This window comes from Bradyrhizobium australafricanum (genome assembly GCF_020329495.1).
Lineage (GTDB): Bacteria > Pseudomonadota > Alphaproteobacteria > Rhizobiales > Xanthobacteraceae > Bradyrhizobium > Bradyrhizobium australafricanum.
This window is the reverse complement of sequence record NZ_JAGKJL010000037.1, coordinates 63,105-84,883: the sequence shown is the minus strand read 5'-3', so window position 1 is coordinate 84,883 and position 21,779 is coordinate 63,105. Positions and strand designations below refer to the sequence as shown.

24 protein-coding genes are annotated in these 21,779 nt (G+C 65.8%); 11 read left to right on the top strand and 13 right to left on the bottom strand.

Features of this window, described 5'->3' with window-relative positions; genetic code table 11:
- Positions 1-70: 70 nt before the first annotated feature.
- The 6 genes from J6525_RS28695 to J6525_RS28670 form a co-directional block, all read right to left on the bottom strand.
- The gene (locus J6525_RS28695) at positions 71-1,567 is read right to left on the bottom strand and encodes a sugar ABC transporter ATP-binding protein (RefSeq protein ID WP_225647159.1); all 1,497 of its coding nucleotides are present in this window, start codon (positions 1,565-1,567) and stop codon (positions 71-73) included.
- Positions 1,564-2,661, bottom strand: a complete 1,098-nt coding sequence (locus J6525_RS28690) for an SMP-30/gluconolactonase/LRE family protein (protein ID WP_225647158.1) — start codon at positions 2,659-2,661, stop codon at positions 1,564-1,566. The genes J6525_RS28695 and J6525_RS28690 overlap by 4 nt, the downstream gene beginning before the upstream one ends.
- The gene (locus tag J6525_RS28685; protein WP_225647157.1) at positions 2,658-4,781 is read right to left on the bottom strand and encodes an ABC transporter permease; all 2,124 of its coding nucleotides are present in this window, start codon (positions 4,779-4,781) and stop codon (positions 2,658-2,660) included. Before J6525_RS28685 ends, J6525_RS28690 begins: the two co-directional genes overlap by 4 nt.
- 76 nt (positions 4,782-4,857) lie before the next feature.
- Positions 4,858-5,874, bottom strand: coding sequence for a sugar ABC transporter substrate-binding protein (locus J6525_RS28680; RefSeq protein ID WP_028340412.1), 1,017 nt, complete (start codon positions 5,872-5,874; stop codon positions 4,858-4,860).
- Positions 5,875-5,916: 42 nt separating this feature from the next.
- Entirely contained in the window at positions 5,917-6,888 is a 972-nt protein-coding gene (locus J6525_RS28675; RefSeq protein ID WP_092078759.1) for an ABC transporter permease, read from the bottom strand.
- A gap of 20 nt (positions 6,889-6,908) precedes the next feature.
- Positions 6,909-7,616, bottom strand: a complete 708-nt coding sequence (locus tag J6525_RS28670) for a TetR/AcrR family transcriptional regulator (RefSeq protein WP_176936742.1) — start codon at positions 7,614-7,616, stop codon at positions 6,909-6,911.
- A 390-nt stretch (positions 7,617-8,006) separates the two neighbouring features.
- Between J6525_RS28670 and J6525_RS28665 the strand changes: the two genes are divergently transcribed.
- Entirely contained in the window at positions 8,007-8,183 is a 177-nt protein-coding gene (locus J6525_RS28665) for an MJ0042-type zinc finger domain-containing protein (protein WP_310881097.1), read from the top strand.
- Between the two features lie 68 nt (positions 8,184-8,251).
- Here the strand turns inward: J6525_RS28665 and J6525_RS28660 are convergent, their stop codons facing one another.
- From J6525_RS28660 to J6525_RS28640, 5 genes are all read right to left on the bottom strand, one after another.
- Positions 8,252-9,514, bottom strand: a complete 1,263-nt coding sequence (locus J6525_RS28660) for an MFS transporter (protein ID WP_225647156.1) — start codon at positions 9,512-9,514, stop codon at positions 8,252-8,254.
- On the bottom strand, positions 9,511-9,840 hold the full coding sequence (locus tag J6525_RS28655; protein ID WP_016848133.1) for a hypothetical protein: 330 nt from the start codon (positions 9,838-9,840) through the stop codon (positions 9,511-9,513). The genes J6525_RS28660 and J6525_RS28655 overlap by 4 nt, the downstream gene beginning before the upstream one ends.
- Entirely contained in the window at positions 9,827-10,453 is a 627-nt protein-coding gene (locus J6525_RS28650) for an isochorismatase family protein (protein ID WP_225647155.1), read from the bottom strand. Before J6525_RS28650 ends, J6525_RS28655 begins: the two co-directional genes overlap by 14 nt.
- 41 nt (positions 10,454-10,494) lie before the next feature.
- Positions 10,495-10,947 (bottom strand): MarR family winged helix-turn-helix transcriptional regulator, encoded by a 453-nt coding sequence (locus tag J6525_RS28645; RefSeq protein WP_028340417.1) that lies wholly within the window; start codon positions 10,945-10,947, stop codon positions 10,495-10,497.
- 212 nt (positions 10,948-11,159) lie between these two features.
- Positions 11,160-11,474, bottom strand: a complete 315-nt coding sequence (locus J6525_RS28640; protein ID WP_225647154.1) for a hypothetical protein — start codon at positions 11,472-11,474, stop codon at positions 11,160-11,162.
- Positions 11,475-11,722: 248 nt separating this feature from the next.
- On the opposite strand from J6525_RS28640, the gene J6525_RS28635 reads away from it, so the two are divergent.
- The 9 genes from J6525_RS28635 (at position 11,723) to J6525_RS28595 (ending at position 18,044) form a co-directional block, all read left to right on the top strand.
- The gene (locus J6525_RS28635; protein ID WP_225647153.1) at positions 11,723-12,793 is read left to right on the top strand and encodes a sensor histidine kinase; all 1,071 of its coding nucleotides are present in this window, start codon (positions 11,723-11,725) and stop codon (positions 12,791-12,793) included.
- Positions 12,794-12,842: 49 nt separating this feature from the next.
- On the top strand, positions 12,843-13,499 hold the full coding sequence (locus tag J6525_RS28630; protein WP_028335911.1) for a response regulator transcription factor: 657 nt from the start codon (positions 12,843-12,845) through the stop codon (positions 13,497-13,499).
- A gap of 160 nt (positions 13,500-13,659) precedes the next feature.
- Positions 13,660-14,025, top strand: coding sequence for a hypothetical protein (locus J6525_RS28625; RefSeq protein WP_225647152.1), 366 nt, complete (start codon positions 13,660-13,662; stop codon positions 14,023-14,025).
- 1 nt (position 14,026) lies between these two features.
- On the top strand, positions 14,027-15,778 hold the full coding sequence (locus J6525_RS28620) for an OmpA family protein (RefSeq protein ID WP_225647151.1): 1,752 nt from the start codon (positions 14,027-14,029) through the stop codon (positions 15,776-15,778).
- Positions 15,778-16,278, top strand: coding sequence for a GTP-binding protein (locus J6525_RS28615; RefSeq protein ID WP_225647150.1), 501 nt, complete (start codon positions 15,778-15,780; stop codon positions 16,276-16,278). Before J6525_RS28620 ends, J6525_RS28615 begins: the two co-directional genes overlap by 1 nt.
- A gap of 283 nt (positions 16,279-16,561) precedes the next feature.
- Positions 16,562-16,966 carry a DUF3597 domain-containing protein gene (locus J6525_RS28610; RefSeq protein ID WP_225647149.1) on the top strand — a complete coding sequence of 135 codons (405 nt, stop codon included), beginning with the start codon at positions 16,562-16,564 and terminating at the stop codon, positions 16,964-16,966.
- Between the two features lie 76 nt (positions 16,967-17,042).
- Positions 17,043-17,327 carry a hypothetical protein gene (locus J6525_RS28605; protein WP_225647148.1) on the top strand — a complete coding sequence of 95 codons (285 nt, stop codon included), beginning with the start codon at positions 17,043-17,045 and terminating at the stop codon, positions 17,325-17,327.
- Between the two features lie 79 nt (positions 17,328-17,406).
- A complete protein-coding gene (gene mscL / locus J6525_RS28600) occupies positions 17,407-17,826 on the top strand; it encodes a large conductance mechanosensitive channel protein MscL (protein ID WP_225647147.1) in 420 nt (139 codons plus the stop codon).
- Between the two features lie 50 nt (positions 17,827-17,876).
- Complete coding sequence (locus tag J6525_RS28595) at positions 17,877-18,044, top strand: hypothetical protein (protein ID WP_168857300.1); 168 nt, start codon at positions 17,877-17,879, stop codon at positions 18,042-18,044.
- Between the two features lie 40 nt (positions 18,045-18,084).
- Here J6525_RS28595 and J6525_RS28590 read toward each other — a convergent pair whose 3' ends face one another.
- Together J6525_RS28590 and J6525_RS28585 are read right to left on the bottom strand one after the other, a co-directional pair.
- A complete protein-coding gene (locus J6525_RS28590) occupies positions 18,085-18,903 on the bottom strand; it encodes a class I SAM-dependent methyltransferase (RefSeq protein ID WP_225647146.1) in 819 nt (272 codons plus the stop codon).
- Complete coding sequence (locus tag J6525_RS28585; protein WP_225647145.1) at positions 18,890-19,354, bottom strand: Rrf2 family transcriptional regulator; 465 nt, start codon at positions 19,352-19,354, stop codon at positions 18,890-18,892. The genes J6525_RS28590 and J6525_RS28585 overlap by 14 nt, the downstream gene beginning before the upstream one ends.
- Positions 19,355-19,686: 332 nt before the next feature.
- Between J6525_RS28585 and J6525_RS28580 the strand changes: the two genes are divergently transcribed.
- Positions 19,687-21,774 (top strand): tetratricopeptide repeat protein, encoded by a 2,088-nt coding sequence (locus tag J6525_RS28580; protein ID WP_225647174.1) that lies wholly within the window; start codon positions 19,687-19,689, stop codon positions 21,772-21,774.
- The last annotated feature ends 5 nt before the right edge of the window (positions 21,775-21,779 follow it).

Genomic DNA, 21,779 nt, shown 5'->3' with positions numbered 1-21,779 from the left:
ATGATCGCGGCAGGCGGCTTCCCGCGCCGCACCTGACGCTTCAACCGAAATCGCGTCGCGTTTCAGGACATCAATGAATCGCCGCGTACATGATCTTCTCCTCGGTGGCTTCGAGCGCGGAGAATTCCTCCACCACCTTGCCCTGGCGCGAGACCAGGATGCGGTCGGACAGCGCCATGATCTCGGGCAGATAGGACGAGATCACCACCACCGCCTTGCCCTCGTCGGCGAGCTGGTTGATCAGCTCGTGGATCTCGACAATGGCGCCGACGTCGACGCCGCGGGTCGGTTCGTCGAAGATGATCAGCTCGGGCTCCTGCACCAGCGATTTGGCGATCACCACCTTCTGCTGGTTGCCGCCTGACAGCTCGACCACCTTGGCCTCGTCGCCGATGGCGCGAACCTTGAGGCGCTGGGTCCAGGTCTTGCCGACCGAATTGGTCTCGCGCCGCGACAACATCATGCGGCCCCCGGGAAACTTCGAAAGCAGGCCGAGATAGATGTTGCGGGCGATCGAGGCGGTTTCGAAGAAGCCCTCGACCTTGCGATCCTCGGTCACATAGGCGATGCCGGCCTTGACCGCCGGCGCCGGAACCCGGTAGCGCACCGGCTTGTCGTGCAGCATGATTTCGCCGCCGTGGAAGAAGTCGCGCTTCAACACGCCGGAGACAATCTTGAAGGTCTCGGTGCGGCCCGCGCCGACCAAGCCGAACACGCCGGTGATCTGCCCGGCGAACACCGACAGCGAATTGTTCTTCACCATCGGCGCCATCTTGAGGTTCTGCACCGTGAGCACGCGCGCGCCGGCCGGCCGGACGCTGGTCTTCCGCGCGCCATACAGCGTGTTGGAGAGGTCGCGCCCGACCATCGCCTGCACGATCGCCGCCCGGTCGAATTTCGCCGCGTCGTCGGTGATCACATGCTTGCCGTCGCGCAGCACGGTGATGCGGTCGGCGAGCAACAGCGCCTCTTCCAGCGCGTGCGAGATGAAGATGATCGAGACGCCGCGCTTCTTGAGGTCACGGACCAGGTCGAAGAAATACTTCTTCTCTTCCGGCGTCAGGGACGCGGTCGGTTCGTCGAAGATGATGACCTTGGCCTTGTGCAGAACCGCACGCGCGATCTCCACCATCTGCTTCTTGGCGGCGCCGAGCCCGCTCACGGTGGCGGTCGGCGTTACGTCGAAATTCAGCGATTGCAGGAATTGCTGGGCGGCGATGTAGATGCCGCGCAGCCGGTTGTAGAATTTCTCCTGCCCGAGAAACAGGTTTTGCGCGACCGTCATGGTCGGCACCAGGCTGTTCTCCTGGAACACCATGGCGATGCCGAGATTGCGCGCCTCGAGCGGCGTCCGCGGCGCGACCTCCGAGCCATCGACACTCATGCCGCCCGAGGTCAAGGTCACGACGCCGGCCATCACCTTGGTCAGCGTCGATTTGCCGGCGCCGTTCTCGCCGACCAGCGCGTGGATCTCGCCGCGGCGCAGATCGAAGTCGACGCCCTCGATGGCGGGCACGCCGGCGTAAAGCTTGGTGGCCTTGCGCAGGGACAACACGGTGTCGCTCATGAGCCTGTCTCCTCGGCGAGCCCGGCGAGGGGCAGTTTCAGCACGCGGCCCGGTCCCTTGGCGATCAGCACAAGGTCGCCGCCCAGCTCGAGCGCGGCGACGATGCCGTGATTGACGCCGTCGACCCGGCTGTGCAGCGAATACTTTGGCTTGCCGTCCTCGCTCAGCCGGATGACGAGGCCATAGGAGCGCGGCGGCGCCCACGGCTTGATGACGCCCATCGTCTTGATGTGGGCGCCCTGCATCGGCTCCTTGAACGAGAACCCCGAGCGCAGCCGCGGTGCCACCCAATAGGCCGGGTCGATCTCGGCCATCATGCGGCGCCGGTAGGCCGGCTCGCGCAGCACGAACTCGATCAGCTGGGTGCGCGCGGTGAATGCGGTGAGCCAATAGCCGCCACCCGCGGCCTTCGACAGCCGCGACGGATAGACGGGCAAATGACCGAGCACGACCTGCGGCGACCGTCCGTTCGAGACGAGGACGAGGCGATGCCGCCAGCTCTCGCTGACCAGCACGCCGTCGCCGCGTGCGCAGGCGCCGAAGGCGTAGCCGAGCTTCGAGGCCAGCGGCTGCGCCGATTTGGTCTTGGGGTCGAGCCGGAACACGCGGCCGCTCCGGTTGAGCTCCATCAAGTCGCGCGCCCAATCATCGATGCCGCAGCTCGCCGAGCCGTCGGTTGCGATCAGGGTGCCGTCGCCGGCCTGCGTCAGCGCGTTGATCGCGTTGAAGACGGCGTCGTTGAACGTCACGCTCGGCTCGCCCGACGAGGGATCGGCGTAGAGTCGCACCTCGCGGCCGCCGAGCGCGACCGCGATGCCGCCGCCGGTGAGCGCGCAGAGCGCCGAAATCGGCTGCTCGAAGTTGCGCAACTCGGCCGCTCCGCCGCCGTCGAGGCGCAGCAGACGCCGGCCGTCGGCGACATAGAGGTTGCGGCCATCGGTTGCGAGATCCTCGGGCGCCTCGCATTCCAGCAGGGTGGTCGCAGATTCCAGTTTCTGGTTCGGCTTGAGTGCGCCGTCGAACGACGGCACGGTGATGGTGGCCTCGCCACGGCCGAGAAAGCGGTTGGCGAATTCCCTGACGGCCGCGATCACGACGGCTTCCCCCAGCGCTTGTCATACTGCACGAAGTTCGGGTCGGCGTTCTCCAGCTTGTAGCGGCCGATCCGGTTGTTCATGATGCCGCCGAGATAGAGATAACCGCGATGCTCACGCATCGAGGTGATCATCGGATGGTTCTCGCCGCGCAGGTCCCAGAACGATTCGAGGATCTTGCCCTGCTCGTTGAACTTGACGACGCAACCGGTGTTGATGTTCGGGAACAGCCATTCGTCGACCGGGACGCGCTTGGCCATGCGGCGGCGGAAGCCCGGCATCTTCCAGGCAAGGTCGAGCGAGGGGCTGCGCATGCCGACCAGCGCCAGCCAGTAATTGCCGTCGGAGGCGAGATTGATGTTGTCGGGATAGCCCGGCAGATTGTCCATTACGACCTCGACCTGGCCCTTCTTCGGCCCCGCGAACCACAGCCGCTTGATCGAGCAGCCGAAGGTTTCGGCGAACAGGATCGACTGTCCGTCGCTGGCGACGCAGATGCCGTTGGGGAATTTGAGGCCGCGCAGCGCCGTGTGCGTCGCGCCGGTCTTGGTGTCGTAGCAGATGATGCGGCCGTTGCCGCGCGCCTCGAGGCCGTCGATCGGCCATTCGTCCATCTCGTAGCGCACGGTGGCTTCCGAGAAGAAGATCAGGCCGTCGTCGGTGATGTCGAGGTCGTCGGCCAGCCGCAGGCGGCTGTCGTCGTTCACCGAATGCATGCTGCGGTTGGTCTCGTCGGTCGCCTTCTCCACGGTGCCGTCGGGCGTGATGCGGTAAAGGCCCATGCCGCCGATGCAGACATAGAGGTTGTCCTGCCGGTCGAACGCCATGCCGAGCGGCTGACCGCCGATATGGGCGAACACCTCCATCCGATGATAATCGGGCGCATGGAAGCGGATGATGTCGCCATGGCGCGAGCCGGCGTAGAGATTGTTGTTGCGATCGAGGATCACGTCCTCCGGCGCCTCGATGCGGCCGAGCCCGATCAATTCGACGTTGCGCAGCTTGTCGTTCTGCTCGAACGGGCCGCCCTGGCCGATCTCGGTGGCCGGAGGCGGCGGCAGCGCATGATAGGTCGGCGCGACATAGACCTTGCTGATGATGCGGGTGCGGTTCTTCTGCCAGCGGATGTCGACCATCGCCGCAACAAGCAGGATGCCCGCCAGCGCCATGCGGTTGATGCCGCCCCGTGCATTGAGCGTGGTCAGGCCGTTGGTGATCAAGAGCACGATCAGCACGCCGACCAGCGATTTGGCGACCGAGCCCTTGCCGCCGCCGAGCGTGATGCCGCCCAGCACGGTCGCGGTCAGCACGATCACCTCGAGGCCGACGCCGATGTCGCCGCCGACGGTGCCGAGCCGGGCCGCGAAGAACAGCGCGGCGATGCTGGTCAGCACGCCGCTTGCGACATAGCACAGCGCGATGGTACGACGGACCGGAATGCCGGAATTATAGGCGGAACGGCGCGAGCCGCCGATCGCGGTGATGTGCCAGCCCGGGCGCAGCCGCGTCATGAAGATATGGCCGAAGATGGCGATCGCGACGTAGACGATTGCGACGCTCGGAATGCCGAACACGTCGCCGCCGCCGATGAAATTCCAGGACGGGATGTCGGGGAAGGCCGCAGCGATCGAATTGGAGTAGCGTTGGATCAACAGATCGAACGCCGAGCGGTAGATGATCAAGGTGATCAGCGTGGTGATGAAGGCGCGCAGCCGCAAGTAGCCGATCAGCACGCCGTTGACGGCGCCGAGCAGTGCGCCGCAGACGAGGGTGGCGACGACCACCGCGGGAACCGGCCAGTTCAGCACGTCGAGCAGATAGAGCGCGCAGAAATCCGTCAGCGCGAAGATCGAGCCGACCGACAGATCGATGCCGCCGACGATGACGACCAGCGCCATGCCGAGGCCGATGAAGCCGATCTCGCCGGCCTGCCGCGCGGTGTCGGCAAGGCTCGACGGCGACAGGAAGTGATCGATGGAACGGCTGAGCGCGAAGCCGACGATCAAAAGCAGGATCACCGGTATTGCGGTCTCGGTCCAACGCTTGGACAGGATCTCGCCGAGGAGATGATCCGGCCAGTAGCGGTAACGCAGGCTCGTCAGGGTGTCGCGCATCGGCATTCCAGCAAGGCGTTCGATCTGGGGAGATCGACGTCCCGGGCGGGGCCGCCCGGGACGTCGAGCGGGAATGGTTCGACTATTTTTTCAGGTCACTGAGATTCCAGCACGCGGTCTGGCTGTCCGCGTTCTCCTTGGTGATCGGAATCAGCGTCGTGTATTCCGAACCCTTGATTGAGCCGGCCTTGGCGCCCGACGACAGCAGCCATTTGATCGTGCCGGCCATCTGCGCGGCCTGGGTCGGCACGTCGTAGCTCATGTTGAGATCGAACGCGCCGGACTTCACCAGTTCGCAAGCGCCCTTGCGCTCGCCGCCGCCGGAGGTCGCGACGAATACCTTGCCGGTCAGGCCGGCTTCCTTCACCGCGGCGGCGGTGCCGATGTCCATGCCGTCCCAGAAGCCAACGATGCCGCAAAGATCAGGATTCTGCTTCAGCACCGTCTGGGTGATCGCCTTGGCCTTCGCGGCATCCCAGTCGGCCGCCTGGCTCGAGACCACCTTGATCTCCGGATGCTTGGCGAGCACGTTCTCGACGCCCTTGAGCGTGTAGGCGCTGGCGGCCGCCGAGAGCGCGCCCTGCACGATCGCGATCTTGTTCGACTTGCCCTGGCAAGCCTTCACCACGGCTTCGGTGTCGCGCTCGCCGATCTCGATCCAGTTGGCGCCGACAAAGGCCGACGAGCGATAGGCCGACCCCATGTTGATCTGGATGACGTAAATGCCTTCGTTCTCGGCGCGCTGCAGCAACTTGGCGTAGGTCTGGACGTCCGGATTGTGGATCACCATCACGGCCGGCTTCTCCGAGATCAGCGAGGTCACCGCCTGCGCGCCGGCATTGGTGTTCCAGTTGGGATCGCGGATCTCGAACTTCACGCCGAAGGGCTCGAGCTCCTTCTTCATGCCGGCGTACCAGCCTTCGGTGAGGTCGAAGTTCATGGCGACCGGAACGTAGGCCACCGTCTTGCCGGCGAGGGCTTCCCTGAACGGCTTCTGGAACGGCTCGTCCAGGCCCTGCTGGGCCAGAGCCGGAGCGGCGATGGCGGCAAGCCCGAGCGCCGCGGCGATCACCTTTGCAGTCCTGACAGCGTATTTCATTGCTTCCTCCTTGGTCGTGATTGAATGTTCTTGTGGCTTGGTTCAGATGTCGCCCTGCTGTGCCGTTTCTTCGTTGCGCGGATTCAGGAACGAATCCGTGATGACGGCGAGCAGCAGGACGACACCCTTGACGAGGTTTTGTCCGGCGTAGGAAATGTCCATGATGGTCATGCCGTTCAGCATGGTGCCGATCAGCAGCGTGCCGATGATGACGTTGAGGACGCCGCCGCGGCCACCCGAAAGGCCGATGCCGCCGAGCACGACGACGAGAATGACGTCGTAGATCAGGGTCGAATTGAAGATGCGGGTCGGCATCGAGTTGACCGATGCCGCCATCACGAGGCCCGCGAAGCAGCCGATCAGCGCCGCGACGACGTATTGCAGCACGATGATCGGGCGCGAGGGGATGCCGGTGACGCGGGCGGCGTAGGGATTATCGCCGATCGCGTAGATATAGGCGCCCCAGCGCGTCTGGCGCAGCAGGAACGCGACCACGACGCAGGCGATCGCGAACATCACGATCGAGGTCGGAATGCCGAGGATGGTGCCTTGTCCGAGCCGCTCGAAGCCCTTCATGCCGTCGCTCCACTGCACGACGTCGAGCTGAAACAGTGCGGCCTGCCCGAGGCCGGCGAGCAGCAGGCCGGTCGCCAGCGTCGCAAACAGCGAAGGGACCTCGGCGTAGGCGATCAGCCAGCCATTGACCAGGCCGAACGCGATCGTGAGCAGCACGGCCGTCACCATCGCGGCCGGCAGCGAGTGGCCGTTTTGCACCATCTGCAGCACAAGCCCCGGCGGCACCGCGAGCGCTGCGATCAGCGAGATGTCGATGCCGCGCCCGATCACGACGATCGCCATCGCAAGCCCGAGGATGCCGAGCACCGCGACGTTCTGCAGCAGCGTCAGCATGTTCTCCGGCGTCAGGAAGCCGCGCAGGAAGATCGAGAACGCCAGGAACAGCACGGCAAAGACGGCGAAGACGATCTCCTGTTGATTGAACCGCAAGCGCTTCATTGCCTCGTCCTTCCTTGCGTCTATAGGTGCGCCGTCTGCCTGGATCTCGTGCGGGAGCCGGTCGCGACGCGGCCGGGCCGCGTCCTGGCTGCGACCGCAGCGTCGACGAATGCGCCGACGGTGTTGATGTAGGCCTCGATCGAGGTGCCGCGTCTGCGGTACTTGGCGCGTTTGACGTACCAGTCCTGAAGCAGCGGTTTGATCAGCGAGGCCGTCAGCGTGACCTGGTCGATCGCGAAGACGCCGCTGGCGACGCCCTGCTTGAGAACGCCGGCGATGATCTTCTCGGTCATCACCTCCATCTCGATGGCGCGCTGGCGCTCCGCCGGCGGAAACGACTTCGCTTCCATGAAGCAGAACACGAACCAGGGCTGCATCGCCTCGCTCATGCGGACATGGGTCGCGATAATCCAGTGCAGATGCTTGCGCGCATCCTGCTTCACATCGGCGGGCGGCGAGTTGAGGACCTCCGCCACCGTTTCGGCGACCTCGCCGAGGATCATCGACAGCAGCGTCGGCTTGCTGTCGAAGTAGGTGTAGAGGCCGCCCATGCTGAGGCCGGAGGCCTCCGCGAGCTGGCGCAGCGTGGTGGCGTGAAAGCCGTGCTTGTTGGAAAGCGTGAGCGTGGCGCCGATGATGCGCGTGAGATTCGGAACGGCGAGATGGGTTTTCTGGACCCGGATGGAATCCCGATGACGTTCGAGGATGCGTGCGCAAAGCACGTCCATCGCGAACGCATTCGCCGTCCCCGGTCGCTGACGCGCGAGACCCACGTTGCCTCCCTGGCTATGCTCCCGGACCATTTCATTTTGTTGCTGGTCCGGGCCGGGCTTTACGCCCTTGCGTAATTCCTAGCCCACGAAACGGCGCCCAGAAAAGGGGGATGATGAAATTTTCTGAGAGAGCGCTCGCTCGTTTTTGGTCCGCGGCCGTGTTGTCGAGCCTGGGAGCGGCGGCGTTCCGGCCATCGTCGGGAATTTTCGCGCTGAAAGCACAGCACAAATTCCCGATGCACTGGTCGACCAGCACGCCGGTTAGACGGCCGTCACATTTCCGGTCATGGGCGTGTGGGAAACTAGAGAGCGCAACGGCTTGCTGATTCGATGCGAAAATCTGACGTGACGTGCCCCCACTGCCAGGCCGGCTATCGCCGGATCGAACTGACGTCGAAGGGCGGCGTCGCGGGTGAGTTTCGCTGCCTGGTGTGCGACCACATCATCGAGCTGATGGATGGTTCGACCGATGTCGCCTTTCGGTTGACCGTGCAGCCGGGCAAGACGTCCTACGCCTACTAGAGCTTTCGGTTCGCGTGAAGGACACGCGTCCGAACACAAGGTAGCAGCGCCGGTCGGTGGCGCCATGATCAACGCTGCTGCGGCAGGTTGACCTCGCTCCTTCGCGCCTCCTGGCTGCGGCGCTCGGCTTCGCCGCCCGATCGGGACAGCATGCCGATCGCCACGATCGCTGCGGCAAAGCCGGCGGCGGCGCCGACGCCGAGTGCCCAACGCGGGCCGAGGTGATCGGCGACCCAGCCGACGATCGGTGCGCCGATCGGCGTGCCGCCGAGCGCAACGCCGAGCCGCAGCGCCATCACCCGTCCGCGCATCGCCGGCTCGGTCGAGAGCTGCATCAGCGCGTTCGAGGTGTTGGTGACGGTCAGCGCGGCGACGCCGATCACGACCAGCGCCGCGGCGAACAGCCAATAGCTCGGCGCCAATGCGGCGAGCGTGCAGCCCAGCCCGAAGATCGCGGCGCCCAGCATCAGCGAGCCGAAGCGGGGCTCCTCGCGGCTCGCTGCAAGCAGCGCGCCCGACATCGTTCCGAGCGCCATTATCGACGACAGCAGGCCGAAGCCGCGCGCATCGGTGTGGAACACGCCAACCGCCATGGTGGAAATGAAGATCGGAAAGTTCAGTCCGAAGGTCCCGATCAGAAACAGCATGATCAGCGTCGCCCTGAGATCGGGCCGCGACCAGACATAGTGGAAGCCCTGCATCACGCTGCCCTTGGTGCGATGGGCGCGCGCGTTCGGGCGCAGCTCGGAAGTGCGCAGCAGGGTCAGCGAGGTCAGCACTGCCAGAAACGATGCGCCGTTGAACAGGAATGCCCAGCCGGTGCCGACGGAGGCGATAATCAGGCCGGCGACGGCCGGGCCGATCATGCGCGCCGCGTTGAACGAGGTCGAGTTCAGCGCGATCGCATTCGACAGATTGGTATCGCTGACCAGCTCGGCGACGAAGGTCTGCCGCACCGGGGCATCGAGCGCCGCCGCGCAGCCGAACAGGAACGCGAAGGTGTAGACGTGCCAGAGCTGCACCAGCCCGGTGACGGTGAGAATGCCGAGGATGAGTGCGAGCGCGCCCATCGTCGCCTGGGTCGCCATCAGCAGTTTGCGCTGGTTGAAGTGATCGGCGGCAAAGCCGGTCCACGGCATCAATAATAGTTGTGGCCCGAATTGCAGCGCCATCACGATGCCGACGGCGGACGCGCTGTGATTTGTCAGCTGGGTGAGAACCAGCCAGTCCTGCGCCGCGCGCTGCATCCAGGTGCCGATGTTGGATACCAGCGCGCCGGCCGCCCAGACCCGGTAGTTGAAGCTCGCAAGCGATCGAAAGACGCGTCTCATGTTCTCTGTGGTTCATTCCCGCCGTGAAATCGCCCGAACCGCCGCGCCAGGAACAGGCCGATCAGAAGACCGCCGAGACCGAGCGCTGCGACGTCGCTGGTGGTTCGCAAGCCGAAGTCGCCGACGCGGCAGACCAGGAGATATCCGACCGCGAGGTTGAAGAAGCCCCACACGATGTTGACGGTCGACGAGGATAGGCCTTCGCCGGGCGGCTTGGCGAACGGGCTCTGGAACGCTTCGCCCATCATGCCGGCGACGACGTGGGGGATCGCATTGGTGAGGAAGGCGCCGCCGAAGAAATAGGCGACAAGATCAAGCCAGTTCATGCGCGTTGATCCTTTCAACGAGATCGATGATCGCCTGCGTCGAGCCGGTTTCGCCGAGTCGCGGGAACACGTGCTCGATGCTGTAGGCATGTGCGTGCGGCCGCGCATCGGTCATGGCGTCGATCGCGAGCGTGACGTTGAAGCCCGCTTCATAGGCCTGTCTCGCCGTCGATTCGACGCCGCCCGCGGTGGCGACGCCGACGATCACGACTTGCGTGACGCCACGCGCTCTCAGCAGGCTTTCGAGGTCGGTGCTGGCAAATGCGCCTCGCGTTCGCTTGGTCACGACGATGTCGCCGGGCTGTCGGTCGAGCTCCGGAATGAGATCGGTCCATCCGTCGGGAAGCGGGCCGCCAAATGGATTTCCAATTGGATTTCCAATTAGATTTCCAATTAGATTTCCATGGCGCGGCGCCTGCTCGGTTCGTCCCGGCGAGCTGCCGTCGACATTGACCAGCGCGACCGGCAGACCGTGCCGTCGGAACGCAGCGCCAAGCGCGGCCGCGCGAGCCACGATGTCGCCGATCGGATGGGCGAAGGGCCAGCCCATGAGGCCGCTTTGTAGATCGATGACGATCAATGCGGTGATCGGATCGAGCGTCGTCAGGGCCATGGTCGTTACCTTTCTCGCAAGCTGTCGCGGCGCAGCCGGCCTCAATCCTCGACCAGCCGCTTCAGCAAGCCGACGGCGGCGGCGAGTTCGTCCTGCTCCCGCGCCGACAGCCGCGCGGCGATGGTGCGCGACAGCCAGTCCTGCCGCGCGGCGCGGCCGGTGCGCAGCCGCTCGCGGCAGCTATCGGTGAGCGACATGATGGTCTGCCGGCCGTCGTCCGGATCCGGCGCGCCGCGGACCAGGCCCGCAGCCTCGAGCGCCGATATCGCCGAGCTCATCGACTGCGGACGCATGCCCTCCGATCGCGCCAGGCTGGACACGGTCGCGGGGCCGTCCTTTTCGAGGCGAAGCAGCACCGCGACCTGGGAAGGCGGGAGATCCTCGCGCTGACCCTGCTCGCGAAGCCGCCGCTTCAGCGTTCCAATCAACAGGCGAAGATCTTCGGCCAGCGCGGATGTGCGCGCCGAGCCGGGACGGGCCGGTACATTGCTCATGCCGGTTCGGATAGCATATATGAAGATAAACTGTAAAGATTATCTTCGCAGTTTATCTGCATACGTGCCCTGCTGCAGCCAGCCGGCTGGTCTGACGCTGCTCACGGCCGGATCGGCGCGGCACGCGGGGCGTCCGCGCGTGTGACGCCGGCCTCAGCGCGGAATGAAATGGATGGTGAGGGCTTCGAGCGCCTCAGCGCAATGGCGCGCGCTTACTCGGGCGCAGCGTCGCTGGTTGCCGCGGCCTCGTACATCTCGCGCGCGCGCCTGGTCACGGCCGCATAGCGCGCCGTCGCGCTGAGGCTCATCAGGCCGGCGCGCACCAGTCCGAGAATGGCGCGTCGGGAGTGGAACGGTCCGGTCTTGCTCGCGGCATATCCGCGCGGATAGAGCTGCAGGCGACCGGCGAGCGCTTCCTGCAACGCCATCTTCTGGGTCGCGCTCAGGCGCCGGCGCCGCGCGGGCTTGCTTGCTTCCGCCAGCATGCGCAGCTCGATGCCCGACGGTTTTCGTGGTGCGCCCTTCATTGTCAGCTCACATTCCGGCCGACTGGCGCGACCTTTCGCGAGGCCCGGCGCCCGGCCGGCATCGCCATGGACGCCGGCATGTGGCACATCATGGCTTGCGCTGTTGCTCATTCGTGAGACAGAACCGTATTTCGAGCAGCCGCGGCATCTGACGAAGGTCAGGACCGGTTGTGACGAAAGTCATATTCGTTTGCGACCGCTGCCGGCTTACGCCAGAGTGGGCTGCTCGCTGAGCTGATGGGCAACGCATGATCGATCTGAGCGCGGATTTGCTTGCGGCCGCAGAAGCCGACGTCATCGGTCTCGCCGTCATCGGCGCCGATCGAAGCATGCAGCGGAAGATCGGCCGGCTGGTCGAGTGGCTTCCCGCAACCGGCGTCGATTGCTGCGAGTGTGTGTTGCTGGTCGGCATGGAAGCCGAGCTGGCGGCGCTTGCCAGCGGCCAGCGGGACATGATCGCGCTGGCCGGTGTGCGTGGCGCGTCGCCTGACATCACGCAGCCGATGACGGCGGTCGTGCTGTGGAACGGCGCGCAGTCGCATTACTTCGTCATCGCCATGCCGGATTTTGCCGGCCGTCAGGTCGAAACGCTGCTCGGCAGCGAGCGCCGCGCCCGGCGCCTGATGGAGCAGCAACTTGAGGCGGCGAGCGCGGAGGTGCGCTTTGCCTCGCTGGCGCGGACGCGGCTGCGGCTGGCGCGCGATCTGCACGATACGCTGGTGCACTCGATCGTGGCGCTGCTGACCCAGATCCGGCTGATCCGGCATTATTTGTCGGCCGATCCCGCCCGTGTGGCGGACAGCCTTGCGACCGCTGAAGATGCGGCCGCGAGCGGACTTTCGCGCGCCCGCGAAGCCATCGATCGCCTGCGCACGCCCGACGATCTGAAGCTTGATCCCGACGTCGAGGGGCTGCTCAGCGACTTCGCCGCGCGCAGCGGTGTCAGGGTGTCGATCCAGATCGACGAAGCGGCGCGCCCCGGCCTGCGCGATTGCGGCTTGACGGTTCAGCGCATCCTCAGCGAGGCACTGCGCAATGTTCAGACGCATGCGCAGGCGCGCCGCGTCTCCTTTCACGCCTTCGACGAGCCGGCCGCGGTCGGCCGCAAGCTGATTGTCGAGATCCGCGATGACGGCCGCGGCTTCGATCCCGCGGTCCCGACGCCAGGACATTTCGGATTGATTGGCATGGCCGAATTTGCTGAACTTGTCGGCGGCAACTGCACGGTGGAGAGCGCGCCCGGGCAGGGAACGCTGGTCCGGATCTCGCTCCCCGTGGCGGTGCCGCCGGCAGCGTCCGCCGGCGTGCTGGCCGATTGAATTCGTTGCCGCGCATGCAACGCGTTTTCGAGAGGATGACGGAAAGCCCGTGAGCAGAATTGAGAAGATACGGGTGCTGATCGCCGAGGATCAGACCCTGATCAGGGAAGGTATCGCCACGCTGCTTGCCCAGCAGAACGACGATTTCGAGATCCTTCCCGGCGCGGCCGATGGCGAGCAGGCCATCGAATTCGCGCGGCGCTATCGGCCGGATGTCATCCTGATGGATCTGCAGATGCCGCGGGTCGACGGCATCGCCGCGACCCAGCGGATTCTCCGCGAATTGCCGCAGACGCATATCGTGGTGCTGACGACGTTCGAGACCAACGACCTGATCTTCGAGGCGGTGAGCGCAGGCGCCAAGGCGTATCTCTTGAAGGACGCCAGGATGGAGGAGATCGCCTCGACCATCCGCGCGGTCATCAACGGCCAGTCCGGGCTTTCGCCCGGCGTCGCCGCGCGCATCCTCGACGAGTTCAAGCGGCTGCGCGGCCCGCGCGTCTCGGCGAAGCTGCCGGTTCGCGATGGGCTGACGGCGCGGGAGAATGAAATTCTTACGCTGATCGTCGAGGGCAAGAGCAACACCGAGATCGGCGAGCAACTGCATTTGGCGGAAGGAACCGTGAAGAACTATGTCAGCACGATTCTGGAGAAATGCCAGGTCAAGAACCGTACAGAACTCGCAATAAAGGCAATAACTTACTAGAAATAATTGGCCGTGATCGCACAACCACGCGGTTGATCCGGCTGAGATTGCTCGCCTTTCTCTGGGCCGCGCCCGCAAAATTGGCTATAGGGTTGTTTCGGATTTGCTTTTTGACACCGCAGGTCCGGATTGCGCAGCTATGAGTAAGCGGGAAATGACCATGAAGGGTATCGAGCGCCAGACCAAAGGTACGGACGGACCGGCGGACGCTCCGGCTGCCGGCAACGGCGTGGATCCGGCGGCGCATGGCATGGCGGCGATCGATCAGGTTCGCGACCTGCTGTTCGGCGGCGCGCAACGTTCGCTCGAGACCAACCTCTCGGGTCTGCGCGAGGAGATGCAGGCATCGCTCAAGCAGATGCAGGCGGACTTCACCAACGAGCTCACCGCGCTTTCTGCGCGGCTCTCCGACCTCGAGCGTGATACCGAGCAGAAGCGGCTCGACTCGCTGAAGGATGTCGGCGCGGCGATCACCCAGCTCGGCTCGGTCATCAGCGGATTGGGATCCGGCCGCACGGGCAAATAGCATGGCAGCTGCTGCCGGCCAGAACCGCGAGATCGAGCAGCTCAAGACATTGCTGTTTCAGCCCGAGGCGACGCGCCTGACGTCGCTGGAGGCCGACCTCGACTCGCTGCAGCGCTATGTCGGCAACGCCGACCGCCTGGAGACGGCAACCGCGGGCATCCTAGTCGAGGCGCTGGAGCGCGCCGAGGTCAACCGGCCGCGCGAGCTCGCCAGCGCGATTGCGCCGGTCGTGGTCTCTGCGATCCGCAGCGAGATCAAGAACTCGCGCGAGCAGATGATCGAGGCGCTCTATCCGATCGTCGGCCGGCTGGTCAGTGCCGCGGTGGCGAATTCGTTCAGGGAGCTGGTTGCCTCGCTCGAGCAGCGCATCAATGCGTTGACCTCGGCGCAATTGTGGGTCGGCCGCGTCAAGTCGTTGGTGACGGGACGCCCGATCAGCGAATTCGTGCTCGCCGATCAGCCGCCGCAGATCAACCGGCTCCTGATCATCGAACGCGGCAATGGCCGTCTGATCGCGGACTGGAAGCGCGATGCGACCGCCGACGAACGCGCCGATCTGCTCAGCGCGATGGTCGCGGCGATCCTGGAGTTCTCGGTGCAGGCGCTCGCCGGCGAAGGCAATCTGCAAACGCTCGATTTCGGCGGACGGCAACTCGCGCTGCGCGCCTCGCCCCGCTTCATCCTGGCGGCGGAGTGCCTGGGACCGCTGCGGCCCGCCGACAACGCCAGGATCAACTCGCTGTTCTTCGATGCGATCGAGCGCATCGACCGCGGCGCGGATTGCGACGGGCCGATGCTGGCGTCGCTGGCAGCCGCGATCGAAACCGACGATACGCCACGGCGGATCGCGAGCCGGCGCGGCAAGGTGATCCTTTTCGCCTTGCTCGCGGCAGTGGCCGCGCTGTTGTTCTGGCTTGCCGCGACCTCGGTGACGCGCGGTCTTGTGGAGCGGCGGACCCAGGCGGCGCTGGAACAGCTCACCGCAAAGCAGCCGTTGCTGGCTTCGTTCCCGCTGCGGCTCGACTTCGATCACGGCAGCCGAAGCGTGGCCGTTTCAGGCATCGAGCCGAGCCAGCTGGAGACAGCGCCCTTGATCGATGCGCTCGCCGCGGCCGCGGCGCCGTACAAGATCGTCAACCACATCGGTCTGGTGTCCGCACCGGACCAAGTCGCGGCATCGCAGGCCGGCATCGCGGGCCTGCAGCAAAGCCTGACGCGGCTGCAGGCGAGCCTCGACCAGATGCGCGAGGCGATCGGTACGCAGGCGAAGTCGGCCGACCAGAAGTATGCCGCCCTGACCGAGCAATATGACAAGCTCGGCGAGCAGTATGTCAAATTGGCCGAGCAATATTCGAAGCTGCAAGCCATCGCCGACGGCCCGGCGGCGCGGCTCGACCGCTTCATCGCCACCACCGCGATCTTCTTCGCGAACAATTCAGACGAAGTCCTCGACAGCGACCAGGCCGAGCAGCAGCTGCGCGAGCTCGCCGGACTAATGGCGAACAACGATCTCAGGCTGCGGATCGTCGGCTATGCCGATCAGAGCGGCACGGAAGGCACCAACCGGACGCTGGCGCGCAAGCGGGCCGAGCAGGTCCAGCGCAGGCTGACTGCGCTCGGGGTCGATCCGTCGCGGCTGATTTTGGTTTCGCGCGCGGCGACGATGCCGATCACCGACCGGGTCGACTCCACCGTCGGCGGTAATCGCCGCGTGGCGTTCGAGACGGTCTATCGAGGCGAAGTGGCCCGCTGATGCTCACCGCGAAAGTCATGCTGCTCGGCGATATGGGGGTCGGCAAGACGTCGATCCTCTATCGGCTGATCTACAACCGGTTCGAGGGCCAGTACAAATCGACGCTGGGCGTCGAGATCCTGAGCCACGACGTGGCGCCGACGGATGGCAGCGATCCGATGCGCCTCGTGCTGTGGGACACCGACGGCGATTTCGGCACCCAGATCTTCGACACGGTCTATGTCACCGGCGCATCCGCCGCCATCATCGTGTCCGACGTCACGCGGCCGCAGACGGTGACCCGCATGGTAGAACTGGTCCGCGGCTTCGAGGAGCGCTTTCCCGGCCGGCCCTACCGGGCGCTGCTGAACAAGATCGACCTGCCGGAAGCCGCGGGCAGCGCAGGCGCGATTGCCGGGCTTGCGAAGTCGAGCGTCAAGTCGGTCAGCGCCAAGACCGGCGTCGGCATTGCCGAGAGCTTTGTCGAACTCGCCCAGACCATCCGCCGCCGCCAGCTCTAGTTAGCGACAACGCGCACACGTCTGTGTCAGCCGTCCCGACTTCTCGGGGCTGGCGAATCGGGCCGGGACGGCTGACTTCATCGCACGTGGGGCGTACGATGAAAGGCTCTCGCGCGGCCGCAGAAAGCCGCACGCTTTTCCCGCCGACAGCACCACGCCGTCCCACACTCCGATAGTGACGATGGTCATCTTCCGCTCGGCCAATGGCCTGCCTATCGTCCGCCCCGTCACTGGAAACAGCCACGGGACGAACGGTGTTCTCGGGCGCACGGAGCGAGAGATCATGAGCATTTTTGGAAGCATCATGGGTGCAATCTTCGGCCACGGCGCCCAGGCCAAAACCGCTGAGAGCACAACGACGGCTGCGCCCGGCGCAGCGCCATCGACGTCGACGTCTGCATCTGCTGCGCCCGGCACGGCGGCGGCACAAACCGTCGACGTCGCCGCGATCGTCGACAAGGCGGCCGCGGCGACCGGCGAGAAGCTCGACTGGCGCAGCTCGATCGTCGACCTGATGAAGGCGCTCGGTCTCGAAAGCAGCCTTGCGGCGCGCAAGGAGCTCGCGAAGGAGCTGCACTACACCGGCGACACCAGCAACACCGCCACCATGAATGTCTGGCTGCATCAGCAGGTGATGGCGAAGCTCGCCGCCAATGGCGGCAAGCTGCCGGACGACATCAAGACCTGACGTCCCGCCTCGACCGTGCGCGGCGCTCGCGCCCGCGCGGCTCCGAACGATGTGTATTGCGTGAGGAGCAGTTGCGATGACGCCATCTCATCCTGCCATCCTGAACAGGTCGCGCGCTGGTGTGGTGCGGTCCGCCGCGTCGGTCGGCGCGGCACTCGGATTCGTCGCACTGGCGCTCGGCATCCATGTCGCCATCGCCCGCGCGGATAATTCCGGCGACGAACCGCGGCCGGAAAATGCGAATGTGCAGCGCGCTGCGCAGAACCCGCCGCCGGCGCGGGTCATCCTGCCGGCCCCGTGGGAGCAGGCCGCGCCTGCGCAGCCGGTCGCGGCACCTGCGAAGCCGGCCGATCGCAAATAATCCTTCGCCCCCCTTGGAGCGGTCGGCGACCCGGTCGCCGGGCCGTGCCACGGCATTCATTTGGAAAACAGGAGATCACATGCTGAAGGAATTCAGGGAATTCGCCATGAAGGGCAACGTCGTCGATCTCGCCGTCGGCGTGATCATCGGCGCGGCATTCGGCGCGATCGTCTCGTCGATGGTGGCCGATATCATCATGCCGATCATCGGCGCGGTCAGCGGTGGGCTCGACTTCTCCAACTATTTCACCGCGCTTTCGAAGTCGGTGACCGCGACCAACCTGGCCGATGCCAAGAAGCAGGGCGCGGTGCTGGCCTGGGGCAGCTTCCTGACGCTGACGCTCAACTTCCTGATCGTCGCCTTCGTGCTGTTCATCGTGGTCCGCCTCATGAACCAGCTCAAGCGCGAAGCGCCCGCGGCGCCGGCCGAACCGCCGAAGCCGACCAAAGATCAGGAGCTGCTCACCGAGATCCGCGATCTCCTCAAGTCCCGCGCGTAACGAGTGGCGCTTGCGTCCGTGCGTACAGCCCCCAGCTCTGGAGCCTCACCATGCCAGATCAGGTCAAGCTGCCCCGAAAATTGTCGCAAGAGCCCGGCGGTGCAGAGCCGCTACGGCCGAGCCACCGGCGGGTCATCGAGGAACTCGATCGCTGGGCCAACAGTCCCGGGCTGCAGCCGCCGAGCGATGAAGAAAAACCGGACGACGACAAGCGCTAGGCGGCCATGACCTCGCATGGCCGGATCGTGGCCGTTTCGGTCAAGCCCGCCGGGCCGTCGCGATCAGCGCGGTCGACGGAATCGCGAAGCTGTCGCCGACCCGCCTGCGCTCAATCTCGGCGCGGAAGGCGCGCGCGACTGCGGCGCTCTGGTCTGCATCGAGCCCGCTCCAATGCGGCATGAACTCGAACAATTTGTCGACGTCTCCGGGATTGGCGACATTGAGTTTGAAGTCGTGGGTGACCTCAACAATCGCCGGATCGGAGAAGCCGGCGGCGATGAGCGCAGCGGCGAGGCGGCCGGGGTCGGCGAGCTCGGCGAGGCCCGTGCAGGGCATCGGCGTGACATTGTCGGGATAGAGCCGCCGGATGATCTGCGAGAGCAAGAGATGCACGGCGGCACCGTCGGCGCTCTTCCAGACCGCAATCGCCGCCGATCCGCCCGGTCGCGTCACCCGTGCCATCTCGCAGAGGCCGGCGCGCCAGTCCGGAAACAGCATCACGCCGAACACCGACACTGCCGCGTCGAAGGCGGCATCCGGCAGATCGAGCGCCTGGCCGTCCATCTGCCGCGCCTCGATATTCGCCACACCATGCGCGCGGACACGCGCCACCATGCCGGCGGAGAAATCGACCGCGGTGACGTCAGCGCCGGTGCGGGCGGCGGCCAGCGCCGCGGCGCCCGTGCCGGTGGCGACGTCGATCACCCTGGATGACGGGTCGATCGGAAGCGTTGCGACCGCGGCGTCGGCGAACAATGTCGTGAACGGCTGCGACTGTGCCTCATAGGCGGCGACCATTTTGTCCCAGTGCGCGGGATCATTGTACGGCAGAGGTTTCGCCTGCTCACTTGACTGCATGAATCTGGTCCTCGAGATTTTGCTTGTGTTTGGCGAGCCGGCGCTTGAAATCCTTCGCGAGCGCATCGAGCGTCACCGCGCCGAGCCGCTTCAGGAACAGCGCCTCGACCTCGCGAAACGTGTCTCCGAGCGCGTCGTTGACGGCCTGTTCGACCAGGCAGCCGGGATTTTCCGAGCGATGGCCCATCGCAACGATCGTGGGCGCGCCGACCGCGCGATAGATGTCGGCAAGCGTGATGTCGGAGGGATCGCGCGCCAGCGTCCAGCCGCCGCCATGGCCCTTCTCCGAATGCACGAGACCCTGCTCGCGCAGCCCCGCCATCACGCGGCGCACCACCACAGGGTTGGTGGCCATCGCCTGCGCAAGTTGCTCCGACGTGACCGGCTCGCCGGCCCCGATCATGTGGAGCAGGCCATGCAGGACGCTGGACAGGCGGCTATCGCGTATCATGTAACTTCATATGTTACATGATGCGGCGGCCGTCAAGGGGGCGATGGCGGGCTCCTGGTCGCCCTCCTACCTCCCCTTGAAAAGGGGAGGTCGCTTTGCTCGTCAGAGCAAAGCGGGTGGGGATCAGCTTTATCGGCGGGCAGCGTCGTCTGCGGCTGACCCCCATCCCGACCTTCCCCCTTTCAGTGGGAAGGAGAAGAGATCAAGGACCTGCACCTGGGCTTTGATTGTTCAACCGAGATTCGTGTGCCGGATTTCGCGGCGGCGCCCGTTTAATCCGCATCGGGGACTTTGGGAGGGGCGGTATCGTGGGCAGCGTGGCGGTCGATCGGATGTTGCGGGATGCGGTGGCGCATTATGGCGCGGGCCGCGCGGCGGAGGCCGGCACGCTGTGCGGCGACATCCTCACCGCCGATCCCGACCATGTTCCGGCGTTGCATCTGTCCGCCGTCGTCGCCTTCGTGACCGATCGTGCCGCGGAAGGCGCGATGCTGCTGAACCGGGTGTTCAACCTCGATCCGGATCATGCACCGGCCTTCGCCACGCTCGGCGATGCGCTCGCCGTGAAGGGCGAGCACGAAGGCGCGGTGGCGGCGTTCGAGCGCGGCGTGACGCTGCGGCCGCAGGATGCCGGCCTGCATATCAAGCTCGGCGTTGCGCTGTGTGATCTGTCGCGCTTCGACGAGGCCGAGACCGCGTTCCGCCGTGCGATCGCACTCGATGGCGGTCTGACGCGGGCGCGGTTCAACCTCGCCGTCGCGCTGGCCGGGCAGCAGCGGCCGGTCGAGGCGGAGCAGGCCTATCGCGAGGTGATCGCGCGCGATCCGGTCTACCGCGGCGTTTGGCTCAACCTCGGCAATGTGCTGAGCGATCAGAAAAGGCACGAAGCGGCCGCCACGGCCTATCACCGCGGACTTGCCACGGATCCCGACAATGCCGGACTGCATTGCGGCCTTGGCGCGGCGCTCTATCGCCAGGGCTTGCTGGAGGACGCAATCCTGCACTACCGCCGCGCGATCGCACTCGAGCCCGGCAACATTGCGCCGCAGCGCCTGCTGGCGATGGTGCTGCACGAGGCGGGCGAGCGCGAGGAGGCTATCCGCATCTATCGGCAGGTCTCGGCCCGCGACCCGTCCGATCACGTCATCCTCAACAATCTCGGCGCCTGCCTGTTCGAGCTCGGACAGGTCGACGACGCCATCGCCTGCGCGGAGCTCACACTCGCGCTGAAGCCGGACTACGCCGCCGCGCACACCAATCTCGGGATCATCTTCGAGGCGCAGAACCTGGTCGAGGCTGCGGTCGCCGCGCATCGGCGCGCCATCGAGCTCGAGCCGCTCTATGCCAAGGGCCACGCCAACCTCGCGGTCGCGCTGCGCAATGCCGGCGAGATCGATGCGGCGCTGGTGGCCTCGCGCCGGGCGATTACGCTCGATCCCAAGCAGCCGCTCGCGCACTACAACCACGCGCATTTCCTCCTGATGAACGGCGAGTTCGAGGAGGGCTTTGAGGAGTATCGGTGGCGCCGCAAGACCAAGATGCTCAGCGACGGCGATCCCGTGTTCGACGAGCCGGAATGGCAGGGCGAGCCGCTCGCCGGACGTACGCTGCTGCTGTTTGCCGAATATGGACTCGGCGACGCCATCAATTTCGTCCGCTATGTGCCGATGCTGACGGGCAGAGGCGGCCGGATCATTCTGCAGGTGCAGCCGGCGCTGGTCGCGCTGCTGCGGCCGATGCTGCCTGATGTCGCGGTGTTCGCGCGCGGCGAGCCGTTGCCGCCGTTCGATCTGCAACTGCCGCTGCTCAGTCTGCCGCGGATCTTCCGCACCACCGTCGAGACCATTCCCGCAGCGACATCCTATCTGCGGGCGGATGCCGGCAAGCTCGCGCGCTGGCGCGAGGCGCTCGCCGGCGTGACCGCGCTGAAGGTCGGCGTGGTCTGGGCCGGCAATCCCAGGCACAAGGGCGACCGCCAGCGCTCGCTGCCGGTGGACGCCGTGCTGCCGCGGCTGGTCACATCAGGCGTGCAGCTCTACAGCCTGCAGAAGGAGCCGCGGCCGGACGATGCTCCGGTGCTGCGGGGCCTTGGCGCAGGTATCGTCGACCTCGCGCCGACGCTCGGCGATTTCGCCGACACCGCGGCGGCCGTCTGCGCGCTCGATCTCGTCATCGCCGTCGACACCTCGGTGGCGCATCTCGCCGGCGCCCTTGGCCGCCCGGTCTGGATGTTGTGTCCCTACGCGCTCGACTGGCGCTGGCTGCGCGATCGCGCCGACACGCCCTGGTATCCGACCATGCGGCTGTTCCGCCAGGACAAGCCGCAGGCCTGGGATCGCGTGCTGGCGTGCGTGTCGGAAGAGCTTGCGCGCGTTGCGGCCGGCGAACGGGAGTTGCTGTTGCCGGCAGCGGCGAAGTGATCGGG